The organism is Rhizorhabdus dicambivorans (assembly GCF_002355275.1).
Lineage (GTDB): Bacteria > Pseudomonadota > Alphaproteobacteria > Sphingomonadales > Sphingomonadaceae > Rhizorhabdus > Rhizorhabdus dicambivorans.
In genome coordinates, this window is record NZ_CP023449.1 from 2,603,351 (window position 1) to 2,615,252 (window position 11,902).

Annotated in this window: 9 protein-coding genes; 2 read left to right on the top strand and 7 right to left on the bottom strand. The window is 68.1% G+C overall.

Going from position 1 to position 11,902, the window contains the following annotated elements:
• Positions 1–119 precede the first annotated feature (119 nt).
• The 7 genes from CMV14_RS12355 to astA (CMV14_RS12385) all read right to left on the bottom strand — a co-directional run bounded on the left by CMV14_RS12355 (position 120) and on the right by astA (CMV14_RS12385) (position 10,293).
• Positions 120–2,480 carry a TonB-dependent receptor gene (locus CMV14_RS12355; RefSeq protein ID WP_066959207.1) on the bottom strand — a complete coding sequence of 787 codons (2,361 nt, stop codon included), beginning with the start codon at positions 2,478–2,480 and terminating at the stop codon, positions 120–122.
• Between the two features lie 94 nt (positions 2,481–2,574).
• Positions 2,575–4,263 carry a tetratricopeptide repeat-containing sulfotransferase family protein gene (locus CMV14_RS12360; RefSeq protein ID WP_083215658.1) on the bottom strand — a complete coding sequence of 563 codons (1,689 nt, stop codon included), beginning with the start codon at positions 4,261–4,263 and terminating at the stop codon, positions 2,575–2,577.
• 110 nt (positions 4,264–4,373) lie between these two features.
• Positions 4,374–5,576: a hydrolase gene (locus tag CMV14_RS12365; RefSeq protein ID WP_066959210.1), complete on the bottom strand. Its 1,203-nt coding sequence runs from the start codon at positions 5,574–5,576 to the stop codon at positions 4,374–4,376.
• A complete protein-coding gene (gene astD / locus CMV14_RS12370; RefSeq protein ID WP_066959212.1) occupies positions 5,573–6,976 on the bottom strand; it encodes a succinylglutamate-semialdehyde dehydrogenase in 1,404 nt (467 codons plus the stop codon). Before astD ends, CMV14_RS12365 begins: the two co-directional genes overlap by 4 nt.
• Complete coding sequence (astA, locus tag CMV14_RS12375; protein ID WP_066959343.1) at positions 6,973–7,977, bottom strand: arginine N-succinyltransferase; 1,005 nt, start codon at positions 7,975–7,977, stop codon at positions 6,973–6,975. The genes astD and astA (CMV14_RS12375) overlap by 4 nt, the downstream gene beginning before the upstream one ends.
• A 31-nt stretch (positions 7,978–8,008) precedes the next feature.
• Positions 8,009–9,283: an N-succinylarginine dihydrolase gene (locus CMV14_RS12380; RefSeq protein ID WP_066959214.1), complete on the bottom strand. Its 1,275-nt coding sequence runs from the start codon at positions 9,281–9,283 to the stop codon at positions 8,009–8,011.
• Positions 9,280–10,293 (bottom strand): arginine N-succinyltransferase, encoded by a 1,014-nt coding sequence (gene astA, locus CMV14_RS12385; protein WP_066959216.1) that lies wholly within the window; start codon positions 10,291–10,293, stop codon positions 9,280–9,282. The genes CMV14_RS12380 and astA (CMV14_RS12385) overlap by 4 nt, the downstream gene beginning before the upstream one ends.
• A 185-nt stretch (positions 10,294–10,478) precedes the next feature.
• On the opposite strand from astA (CMV14_RS12385), the gene CMV14_RS12390 reads away from it, so the two are divergent.
• Both CMV14_RS12390 and CMV14_RS12395 read left to right on the top strand, forming a co-directional pair.
• Positions 10,479–11,105, top strand: coding sequence for a trimeric intracellular cation channel family protein (locus CMV14_RS12390; protein WP_066959218.1), 627 nt, complete (start codon positions 10,479–10,481; stop codon positions 11,103–11,105).
• A gap of 107 nt (positions 11,106–11,212) precedes the next feature.
• On the top strand, positions 11,213–11,857 hold the full coding sequence (locus CMV14_RS12395) for a hypothetical protein (RefSeq protein ID WP_066959220.1): 645 nt from the start codon (positions 11,213–11,215) through the stop codon (positions 11,855–11,857).
• Positions 11,858–11,902: the final 45 nt, after the last annotated feature.

Consider the following 11,902-nt stretch of genomic DNA (forward strand, 5'->3'; position numbering starts at 1 on the left):
ATCCGCCCGGCCTCCCGGACAAGCCCATCGACAGCGCGGAACAGGACGCGCTTGCTATTCCCCTGCAACTGATGACACGCCCGGGTTCAGCATGACGCCTCCTTGGATGCGAACCTTCCTCAGAAACGCTGCGAGACCTTCATGCCGAACAGCTGTGGCTTGACCGGATAGGACCGCGCCACCGTACCGCAGATCGTCGCCGGGCAGAAGGTGTTGCGGCTCAGTATCCCGCGTTTGTCGAAGGCATTCTGGATGAAGGCCTCCACGCTGATCTCGCCGAACTTCGTGCCTGCCGAGAAATCGAACGTCGTGAAGCCCGTGGTGCGCCCGACCGCGAGATCGTCGGCGGTGGCGAGGAAGTTCTTGACCCCGCCCTGGCGCAGCACGCTGCCCTGTACGAAACTGTCCCGGCCGCCCAGGTCGAAATCATAGCGGACGGTGCCGGTTCCCTTGAACTTGGGCTGCACGGTCAGCCGGGCGCCCTTGGGCGCGGCGACGGTGCCGAGCGTGCAATCCGAATTGCCGGCCGCGTTGATCGAGCAGAAAGGCGTGCTCAGCTTGGCGTCGGTGAAGGTGCCGGTGGCGCTCAGCGTCAGCCCGCCGGTGCGATACTGGACGTCGAACTCGGCGCCATAGATGCGCGCATCGCCCGAATTGTAGATGTTGACGACGCCGGCCGAGCCGACCGGCGCGAGCGTATATTGGAGCTTCTTCCACCTCATATAATAGGCCGAGCCGTTGAAGCGGAGCTTGCGATCGAGCCAGGCCGTCTTCCAGCCGAGCTCGAAATTGTCGAGCGTATCGGCATCATAGGGGTTGATGCCGGGCCGGCGGTTGTTGCCGCCGGGCCGGAAGCCGGTCGAATAGGTGGCATAGACCATGCGATCGCGGTCGACCTGCCAGCTGAGGCTGACCTTGTGGGTTTCGCCGCTCTCCTTGTAGGTCTTGTCCACATTGACGCAGCTGCCCAGGGTGATCGGCACCGCGCAGCCGCTGGCGGCGGCGTTGGAGGCGAAGCCCGAAAAGCCCTTCAAACTGTTGCGTGCCCGGAACACGCGGATGCCGCCGGTCAGCTTCAGGTCGTCGGTGATCTTGTAATAGGCCTCGCCGAAAGCCGCATAGTCGCGCGCGATGATGCGCGTATCGGTGACGAAGATGTCGTCGCCGAACACCGCGAAGGTGCTGGGGATCGAGCCGAAACCGGGTATCGTATAGTCGGCGAGGTTCTTGTTGCTCTGGCGCTGGATGAACAGGCCGGCGGTGAAGCTGAACGGATTGCTCTGGTCGGAGCTGAGCCGGATCTCGTGGCTCTGCTTGGTCAGCCGCTGTTCGTTGTGATAGCGCATCGACGGGTCGAGGAAGCCGCCATTGCCGTCCGGGAAATTGGTGTAGAACGTGTCCAGCGTGTCGTAATAGACCGTGTAATAGCTGTAATCCTGATCGTTATCGATCGAGCGTTCCAGATAGCCGCCCGAATAGAGCAGGTCGAAATTGCCGATCTTGCCCTCGATGGTCAGCGCCGCCTGATACCATTTGTCGAGATTGCGGTCCGGCGCATATTCATGGACCTGGAGGTCGCCGACGCGCGGATCGAAACCGAACGAGCCCTTGGCCTTCTGGTGCTGGGCGATGATCGTCGGCGTCATCGTCCAGTTGTCATCGAGATCGATGCCCAGCGCCACGCGGCCGCCATAGGTCTCGAGCGTGTTGAAGTTCTTCTTCACCTCCGCCGCGTTGTTGACGGTCAGGTTGGTGGTGGGATCGCCGTCGGACAGGGTGAAGGTCCGCGTGCCCGGCGTATTGTCGATATAGCCGCCATCGCGCCGGTAGAAGCCGACCACGCGCAGCGCCGTCTTCTCGCTGAGCGGCACGTTGAGGAAGGCTTCGGCAACGCCGCCGGCCTCGCCCTCGCCGAATTTGTTGAGGGTCAGGTCGTAGCCGCCCTCGAACACGCCCTGCTTGGGCTTGTTGGTGATCAGGCGGATCGTGCCGGCCAGCGAGCTGGCGCCGTAGAGCGTGCCCTGCGGCCCGGACAGCGCCTCGACGCGGGCGAGGTCATAGGCATGGACGTCGAGCATCGCGCCGATCGTGCTGACCGGGATTTCGTCGAGATAGACGCCCACCGTCGGCAGCGAGCCGCCGGGCAGGTTGATGCCGCCGGTCGAGACGCCGCGGATCGAGATGTCGGACTGCGACGGGCCATAGGTCTGGAAGCTGACGCTGGGGAGCAGCTTGCTATAGTCGTCGAGACCCGTGACCTGATGTTGGGCCAGCGTCTCGGTGCCGAGAGCCTGCAGGCTGATCGGCACCCTCTGGATGCTCTCGCTGCGCTTCTGTGCGGTAACGATGATATCGCCTCCGGCGGCCTCGTCCTCCGGTGCTGCCTGTGCGAAGGCCGCGGCGGGGGAGAGCAGGACGGTCGAGGCGAGAAGAAGACCCGCCATGGTGCGGCGCGCGGGCTGGGAGGACTTCAAGGTCATGACGGGCCCCTTTTTTATCAGGAGCCCAGTTCCCCATGAAATTTGTTTCGGCGCAAGAAGCTAAGCGTGGCCGCTGCCTACAAGCCTGTTAATTTTATGCTGTGTTGCGGAATGAACACAGCGGCGGAACCTCCGGATAGTGGTCGAGCACGGGGCCGAGGGCATCGCGCAGCGGCCCCAGCATCGCGTCATAGGGGCGCCACTGGCCGACCCCGTCGCGGTTGATCGGCCGGCGTACCTGTTCGCTGCTTGCGGTGCGCACCGCCCGCCCGCTCTGGTGGAAATCGAGACAGGCCTGTTCGAAGGGCAGGCCCAGCGCGTCTAGCAGCGCGCGCACTTCGCCCTCGGGATTATCGATCAGCCGCTCGTGGATGACGCGGTGGACCTTGCCCGGCATCGCCGCGTCGAAATGCGCCATCAGCCGCACATAATCCGCATAATAGCGCCCCATGTCCTCCAGCCCGTAGCTGAACCCCTGGCCGCGCGCGAAATGCTGGCGGAAGTTGGAGAAGCAGCAGTCGAGCGGATGGCGGCGCGCGTCGATGATCCGGGCGTTGGGCAGGATCAGCGCGATGAAGCCGGCATGCAGCCAGTTGTTGGGCAGCTTGTCGATGAAGAAGGGCTTGTGCTCGCGCCGCTGCACCCGCGTCGCATCGAGATAGTCCCGGCCCAGCATCGCCAGCTGCTCGGGCGTGAGCTGTTCGAGCCTGCCCAGCGTCCCCGCCTTGGCCAGCAGCCGGGGGATGTCGGGCAGCTCCATCGTCCCTTCGACCTGCGAATGGCACGCCAATATCTGCTCGATCAGCGTCGATCCCGCGCGCGGCATGCCGAGGATGAAGATCGGATCGGGGGCCGGGCAGCCCTGGCCGGCGCGCGCGGCGAGGAAATCGGGGGTGAAGTGCGTTATGGCGGTGTCGACCTGCCGGCTCGTCTCGTCCGGATCATAGCCGATCTGGGCGCGGCGGATCGCGTTGCCGCTGGCAAAATGGGCGAAGGCCTCGCCATGCTCGCCGCAATCGTCGAGGGCCTTGCCCAGCGCGAAGTCGAGGTGGAGCCGGTCGTCGTCGGCAAGGCCGGGCGTCAGCAGCGCCCGCTTCATCGCGTCGCGATCCTCGGCGGCAAGGGCGACCGTCTTGAGATTGGCGAGGCTCCACCAGATCTCGCCGACCGTCGGATCGATCGCGAGCCCCTGGCGATAGGCGACGATCGCTTCGTCCTGTCGGCCCACGGTCTTGAGCGCATGGCCGAAACTCATCCAGAGCTTGGGCTGGTCGGCGCGCTGGGCGAGAACGTCGCGATAGAGCGCGATGGCCTCTTCATAGTCGCCGATCCGGCCCAGCACGGCGGCGCGTAGCGTGGCATGTGCCGCATTGCCGGGATCGCGCGCGCTGAGCCGGTCGAGTTCGGCCAGCGCCTCGGTCGTGCGGTTCTGGCGGTGGAGGACGGTGGCGAGGTTGGCCCGCGCGGCCGTGAAGCCCGGCGCCAGTTCGACCGCGCGGCGCAGCAGCGCCTCGGCATCGCGATAGCGGCCGATCCGCGCGGCCAGCTCGGCCATCATCCGGATCGCCGCGACGTCGAGCGGGCTGGCCTTCAGCCGGGCGCGCAGCAGCGGCTCGGCGACGTGCAGTTCATTGGCGACGAGGGCCGCCGCCGCCTTCTGGAGATCGGGATCGGCGACCGAGGCGCGGATCGCCTCCAGTTCGGTCTGTTCGGCGGCATCCTCATGCCCCAGCGCGCGGTGGATGCGGCCGAGCAGCCGAAGCAGGTCGGGATGGCCCGGCATGCGCGCGATCAGGGCATTGGCAATGGCCAGGGCGGCGGCGGGATCGCTGTCGATCAGGGCCGAGGCATGGGCGAAGGCCTTGTCGAGAGGATCCTCCTGGGCTTGGCCGTTCAGAGTCCTTCCTCCGCCAGTCGCAACATCACCAGCGTAGAGAGCATCGCGCGTTCGGGCAAACTCTCGACGATCAGATATTCGTCCGGCGAGTGGATCGCCCCGCCGCGCGCGCCCATCGTGTCGACGACCGGCACGCCGCAGGCCGCGATGTTGTTGCCGTCGCAGACGCCGCCGCTTGCCCTGTGACCGATCGGCCGGCCGAGGCGGGCCGCGCTGTCCTCGACCAGCGCGAACAGTTTCGCGGCGTGGGCATCGATCGGCTTGGGCGGTCGCCCGAAACCGCCATGGACGTGGATCGAAACGTCATGTTCGGCCGCGACGGCGCGCGCCAGTTCGTCGATCAGCGTCCGCGCGGCGGCTTCGTCCTCGGGCAGGGCGGGGCGCAGGTTCACGCGCAGCACCGCCCGGTCGGGCACCATGTTGTTCGGCCCGCCGCCGTCGATCCGCGCCGGGTTGATCGCCAGGCCGGCTCGGCGGGCGCGGGCAAGGCGCAGCGCCAGGTCTCCCGCCGCGACGATCGCGTTGCGGCCGTCCTCGGGATTGCGTCCGGCATGCGCCGAACGGCCGGTGACGACCATCGAGAAATTGCCGCTGCCCGGTCGCGCGCCGGCCAGCGTGCCGTCGGGCAGGGCGGACGGCTCATAGGTCAGCGCCGCGAGCTTGCCGCGCGCGGCTGCTGCGATCAGCGCTGCGGAGCCCGGCGACCCGATCTCCTCGTCGGAATTGATCACCACCTCATAACCGATCCGCGCCGCCAGCGGCGACGTCTCCAGCCCCGCCAGCGCCGCCAGCATCAGCGCGATGCCGCCCTTCATGTCGGCGACGCCGGGGCCGTTGATCAGCGCGCCGCCCTCCAGATCGGTGAGCGTCTGGAAAGGATGATCGGCCGCATAGACCGTATCCATATGCCCGGTCAGCACCAGCTGGACCGGCGCGTCGGCCCGCACCCGGACATGCAGGTTGCGGCCGAAGGCGAGGGGCTGCGCCTGCCCGCCGCCGTCGATCGCCTCGCCCGGCACCGCGTCGATCAGCCGAACGTCGCCGGGCAGGATCGCAAAGGCATCGGCCAGCATCCCCGCCATCGCCGCCAGCCCTTCGAGATTGCGCGAGCCGCTGTTGACCGCGCTCCACCCCCGCACCTGCGCCAGCATCGGCGCCCCTGCGGCGGCATCCAGCGCGGCGCGATGCCGCTCGATCACAGCAATCGCCCGCCCAGTTCGCCGGTCAGGTCGATGACGCTGTCGGCCTCGAAGCTGGCGACCGGATAGGCGCAGTAATCGGCGGCATAATAGGCGCTCGGCCGGTGGTTGCCCGATTGGCCGAGCCCGCCGAACGGCATGTTGGCGGCGGCGCCCGTCGTCGGCCGGTTCCAGTTCACCACCCCGGCGCGCGATCGGGCGAGGAAGCGCTCCCACAGCGCGGGGTCATCGGCGAGCAGCCCGGCCGAAAGGCCGAAGCTGGTCCGGTTCGCCGCCTCGATCGCCGCATCGAAGTCGGCCACACGGATCACCTGCAGCACCGGCGCGAATATCTCGGCATCGGGCATGTCGAGCCCGGTCACGTCATAGATGCCCGGCGTGACGAAGGCGTCGCTGCGGTCCAGCCGTTCGAAGGGCAGCAGCGTCCTCGCCCCCTTCGCCTTCAGCGCCGCCACCCCGTCGATCGCCGCCTGCGCGGCGCGGGCCGAGATCAGCGGCCCCATATAGGGCTCCTCCACGTCGTCCCAGGCACCGATGCGCAGCCGGTCGGCCAGGGTGTGGACCGCCTCGATCGTCGCGTCGCCCTCGACGCCCGCCGGCACGATCAGCCGCCGCGCGCAGGAACAGCGCTGGCCGGTGGTGACGAAGGCGGACTGAACGATCGCCGCCGCCATCGTCTCCGCATCGCCCCAGGCGATCAGCGGATTGTTGCCGCCCAGCTCCAGCGCCAGCACGACATGCGGCCGATCGACCATCAGCCGCCGGAAATGCGCGCCGGTGGTCGCGGAGCCGGTGAACAGCAGCCCGTCTATGTCGGCGCCGATCAGCGCCGCGCCCTGGTCGCGCCCGCCCTGGACCAGCTGGAACACATGGCTTGGCACGCCGGCATCGTGCAGCGCGCGCGCCATGTGCTGGCCGGTCAGCGGGGTTTCCTCGGACGGCTTGAAGATCACGCAGTTGCCGGCGAGCAGGGCAGGGACGATATGGCCGTTGGGCAGGTGCCCCGGGAAATTATAGGGGCCCAGCACCGCCATCACGCCATGCGGCTTGTGGCGCAGCACGGCGCGGCCGAAGGCGGTATCCGCCCGGCGGGTGCCGGCGCGCTCGGCCTGCGCGGCGATCGACACCGCCACCTTGCCCACCATCGAGGCGACCTCGGTCTTCGTCTCCCAAAGCGGCTTGCCGGTCTCTCGGGATATGTCGCGGGCGATGTCGTCGGTGCGCGCCTTCAGCGCCTCGGCATAGGCCTCGAGGATGGCGGTCCGTTCCTCCACCGGCCGGCCGGCCCAGCCCGGCAGCGCGGCGCGGGCCCGCTCGACGATCGCGGGGATGGCAGTGGGGGCGGTCTCCTCGCCCTCCCAGATGGTCTGTCCGGTCGCGGGATCGATCGAGCGCATCATTGCCTTACCCTCACCATCTCCCCCGGCGCCACCCGCAGCGCCTCGATCGCCGCTGCGCCGATCATCGCCCGTCCATCCTCGAACCGCACCTTGGCCCGCACGGCGCGGAACCCGTCCACCGAGGCCGTCGAAACCAGCAGTTCGGGCGCATCGCCCGGATCGCCCGCCGCGCAGGGCAGCGCCACGGTCCGCTGGATCGTGGTGATGCTGTCGCGCGGCACCGAATAGGTCGGCCCGCCATCGAAGATGTCGACCAGCCCCGATCCCCGGAACCCCTCATTCTCCAGCATCGCCCGCGCCGCCTCGCCCTCGACATGCACCTTGCCGATCGCCTGGTGCGCGGCATCGGGGATCAGCTCGACATAGATGGGGTGGCGCGGGGCCAGGTCCAGGATGAACTGGCCGTCGGTCGACATCACCATATGGTCGGCCTCGTCGAACGGCAGGCGGAAGAATTTGGAAGCGACGCCTTCCCAGAAGGGGCATGTGCCGTCGGGCGAGAAATAGCCGCGCAGTTCGGCCATCACCGTTTCGGAGAAGCGCGGCCGGTCGACGCCGATCAGCATGTAGCGCGATCGGGCGAGCAGGCTGCCGGCGCCGCCCGACCGCCGCTCGGGGCGCAGGTAGAGCGATCCCACCTCGGTCCAGCCGGCGCATTCGTTGACCAGCACCAGCGCCTGATGATCGAAGCGGGTGCCGATCGCGGAGCTGAACTGGGCCAGGGTCATCACCCGGAAGGAGAAATGCGGCCGGGAAACGCCCACCGCCGCGCGCACCCCGCACAGCCCCTCGATCCGGCCGGTCTCCATGTCCTCCAGCATCAGCGTGTACCAGGCCTCGCGCGGCGCGATCGCGCCGGTGAAGCTGGCTTCGGACAGGGTGAGCCGGTCGAGCAGCGTGGTTTCGTCCTCGGGCAGGCTGGTGAAGCCGCGTCCCGACAGGACGGCGAGTTCCATCAGTGAACCGAGATCGGAGGGGCCGGCGGGACGGACGACGAGCATCGGGGCTTTGTGCGCCTTTCGCTTCCTGAGTTCAAATCCGGGCGAGCAGCGCGTCGAGCGCGTCATGCGCCGCGCCCACCGCATCCCACAGCGCCGGATCGGCGAGCTGCGCGGCATCGATGCTCTCGGGCCAATGGCGCTCCACCAGCGCGCACAGCGTCTCCCAGCGCCGCTCGTCGAGCAGGAAGCGCGGATCGATCGCGGCGCGGGCCGCCTCGTCCACCGGCACGCGCAGCCGCAGGCAGGCCGGGCCGCCACCGTTGCGCATGCTCTCGCGCACGTCGACCACGATCGCCTCGTTGATCGGGTTGTTCGCGGCCAGGATCGCCTCCACCGCTGTCCAGACTCGCGGATTATCGCGGCACTCGCTAGGCAGCACCAGCGCCATGCCGGCCTCGGGCAGGGTGACGAGCTGCGAGTTGAACAGATAGGAGCCGATCGCATCGTCCAGCCCGATGCTGTCCACCTCCACCGCGACGAATCCGGGCACCGCGCGCCCGGCCGCCGCGAACAGCGCGTCGCGGTCGGCGAACGCGTGGGCATGGGCCAGCAGCACATTCTCGTTGGCGACGGCGACCACATCATTGTGGAAGGCGCCGGCCTCGATCGCCTCCTGCGATTGCAGCATATGGAAACCGTCCACCCCCGCGAGCCGCGCCACCGCCTCGCCCGCCCGGCGTGCCTGGCGTTCGGGAAAGCGGCTGCCGCGCGGGGCGCCATGGATGAAGATGTTCAGCCCTCGCGCGCCATGCTCCGGCGCGATGCGCATATGATTTGCTGCACCCTCGTCGCTGAAATGCTGCGTCCCCGGCAGCGCCGGATGGACCATGAAATGATCCCCGTCGCGAAAGATGGTGCGCAGCATCCGAAAGCTGTCCGGCGCCTCGAAGCTCCGGTGCAGCATCGTCGCGAGATTGGCCGTGACGAGATGGACCCGGCCGTCGCCGCTGTCGGGGGCCGCGATCACGGTCGCGGCATTGGCCGCCCACATCGCCGACGCCGAACAGGCATTGTTGAACAGGATCGGATCGTCAGAGGCTGCTGCCGCCAGCACCTCCCGGTCGCTCCCGCCATAGCCCAGCGCGCGCAATGCTGCGGTGGCGGGCCGGCGGGGCGGTGGCAGGAAACCCTGCACAAGGCCCCGGTCCATCAGCCGCTTCATCTTGGCCAGGCCCTGCAGCGCCGCCGCGCGGGGCTGCGAGACCGCACCCGCATTGGTCGCGCTGGCGATGTTGCCGGGTGAAAGGCCGGCATAATTGTGCACCGGGCCGATCAGCCCGTCGAAGTTGATCTCGCGGGTCGTCATAGCGCCAGCCAGCTGATCGGATCGCCTTCCGAAAGGCCCAGTCGCACGGCACTGCCGGGGTCGGTGATCGCCTGGCCGCCCGCCGCCTCCACCGATCCGACGGTGCAGCAAAAATCGCTGCCCCGGCCATCGGCGATCAGATGATCGTGCAGCGTATCGCCGCTGTCGGTGCGTATGAAGGTCGCGCTGTGGCGGTGGCGCACCGCCTTCAGCGCGTCGATGTCCGCGATCATGGTCTGGCCGGCGTCGAAGATGTCGACATAGCCTTCGTCCCTGAATCCCTCCTCGATCAGCAGCGCCTGCGCGGCGCGGCCGTCGTCATGGACCCGGCCGATCGCCTTCTGGGCCTCTTGCGACAGCATGTTGACGTAGATCGGCGCGCGCGGCCCCAGATCGGCGATGAACTGGTTGCCGGTGGTGGCGTTGATATGGTCGGCCTCGGCGAAGCTCATCGCATAGAAGCGTCCCCCGACCGCCTCCCAGAAGGGCGAGCTTCCGGCGGCATCGAGCCATCCCCTGAGGTCGGCGATCACCCGCTTGCCGAACATCGCCCGGTGGCAGGCGATGAACAGATAGCGGCTGCGCGCGATCATCCGGCCATAGCCGCCGCGCCGCAATTCGGGATCGATCACCAGCCCGCCGACCTCGGCGCAATCCTCGAGATCGTTGGTCAGGGTGAGCACCGGGAAGCGTACCATCCGCCCGTCGATGCTGGAGCGTTGGGTCGTATGGCTGATCCGGTAGCTGTAGAAGGGCCAGTCGACCCCGACCCGGGGAAAGATCATGCCGCAGCCGCGCACCTGGCCGCCCACCTCGATCACCAGGATGATCGCGCCGCCGGGTTCACCCCCGGAAAGCAGCTCGGCGCTGCGCTCGATCCGCTGCCGCAATACCACGCGGTCGCGCGGCAGGTTGGTGAAGCCGGTGCCGGCGCGGTCGGCGAGCACGAGCAGCGCGTCGAGATCGTCGCTGCGGACCGGGCGAATCCTGATCGCGGGGGCGAGGCTCATGCACCATCATAATCGTAACAAATGAGACTGGTCTAGCTCTTTCGCCGCTGGAGCTAGGGCGATGACGGGGCCGATTCCGTCATTCCGGACTTTATCCGGGGCGACGATGCTTCTGCCTGACGACGGGTTTGCCCTATCCCATGGCCCAGCTTGAAGGCGGGTGGGAAAGGGGGCAAAGCTCGCCCATGCCGCTCCCCGATCTCATGATGGTCCGTTCCGTCCTGCCATGGCTCGACATCGCCGGAATCGGGGTGTTCGCGATCAGCGGTGCGCTGGCAGCGGCGCGGCGGGAGTTGACGATCGTCACCTTCGTCTTCTTCGCGGCGGTGACGGGTACGGGCGGGGGCACCCTGCGGGATCTGCTGATCGGAGCACCCGTCTTCTGGATTCACGATAATCGCGCCCTGGCGATATGTCTGCTCGCGGCGCTGGCCGTATGGGTGACGCCAAGGCGGATATGGTCGGACCAGGCGATATTGTGGTTCGACGGGATCGGGCTCGCGGCCTATGCGGTGTTCGGATCATGGAAGGCGCTGGCCTATGGCGTCCCGCCGCTCGGCGCCGCGATGATGGGGGTGATCACCGCCTGCATGGGCGGCGTCATCCGCGACGTGCTGGCCGGGGAGCCGTCGATCCTGCTGCGTCCCGAACTCTACGTCACCGTCGCGGCGCTGACCGCCGGCCTGTTCGTCCTGCTGATGCTGCTCGGCGCGCCGCTGCTGCCGGCGGCGGGGCTGGCCGCGCTCGCCGGCTTCGCCCTGCGGGCGCTGGCCATAGTCCGCGGCATCCATCTGCCCGGCTATCGCGGCTGATCGCCGCGGATGCGGCCGTCATTAACCCTGGCGACAGCTTCGTTTCGCCAGGGGAACCCTCATGGGCATCGAACGTAGAGTCGTCGACAGTTTGTTGAGGTGTGGTGATGCGTAACCGGATTTTCGCGGTGTCGGCGATGGCGCTGATGGTGTCGGCCTGTGGGCCCAAGCAGCTCGCGCTGCCCGGCGATCCGATCGGCAAGGCGGCGACCTGCGCCGTGGTGAGCGCCGCCGCCGCGCGTCAGAAATCGCCCGATGTGACGGGCGATCTCGGCTTCGATGACCAGACCCGCATCCTCCATTATGCGATGCTCGCGGCGTCCGATGGCGGCGCCTTCTCGGCCAAGCGCGCGTCGGAAGTGGTCAGCCGGATGGGTGAGGTCGAGGCGGATGTCACCGGCGGCAAATGGCAGGCGCTGGTGAACCCGTGCGACCAGGCCTATCCGCAGGTCAAGAAGACCGCAGGCATCGAATTGCCCAAGGCGCGTTTCGACGCGGCGCTGGGGTGCTACTCGCTGGGCGACTTCCTGGTGAAGACGGTCCAGACCCGGGAGCCCCGGGCACAGGAAACCCTGTCCGAGCTCATGAAGATGCGCCGCGATCTCGACGGCACTGTCGGCTCCGGCCTGCGCGCGCGGGGCGCCAGCGAATATGAGAAGACGCTTGCGCTCAAGCAGAAGGCGCTCGGCAAGATGGTCAAGCTTGGTGCGCCTGCCGAGACCGTGAAGGCGTGCACGAGCCGCTTCGCCTGAACCCTCGCCGAACTTGCCGTCGCCCCGGCGGAGGCCGGGGCCGTC

Excerpts from the sequence above, each read along its gene's own strand:
- CMV14_RS12355 (WP_066959207.1), bottom strand. The coding sequence starts at position 2,480 with ATGACCTTGAAGTCCTCCCAGCCCGCGCGCCGCACCATGGCGGGTCTT.
- astD (WP_066959212.1), bottom strand. The coding sequence starts at position 6,976 with ATGATGCGCTCGATCGATCCCGCGACCGGACAGACCATCTGGGAGGGC.
- CMV14_RS12360 (WP_083215658.1), bottom strand. The coding sequence starts at position 4,263 with ATGCCGGGCCATCCCGACCTGCTTCGGCTGCTCGGCCGCATCCACCGC.
- astA (WP_066959216.1), bottom strand. The coding sequence starts at position 10,293 with ATGAGCCTCGCCCCCGCGATCAGGATTCGCCCGGTCCGCAGCGACGAT.
- astA (WP_066959343.1), bottom strand. The coding sequence starts at position 7,977 with ATGCTCGTCGTCCGTCCCGCCGGCCCCTCCGATCTCGGTTCACTGATG.
- CMV14_RS12380 (WP_066959214.1), bottom strand. The coding sequence starts at position 9,283 with ATGACGACCCGCGAGATCAACTTCGACGGGCTGATCGGCCCGGTGCAC.
- CMV14_RS12390 (WP_066959218.1), top strand. The coding sequence starts at position 10,479 with ATGCCGCTCCCCGATCTCATGATGGTCCGTTCCGTCCTGCCATGGCTC.
- CMV14_RS12395 (WP_066959220.1), top strand. The coding sequence starts at position 11,213 with ATGCGTAACCGGATTTTCGCGGTGTCGGCGATGGCGCTGATGGTGTCG.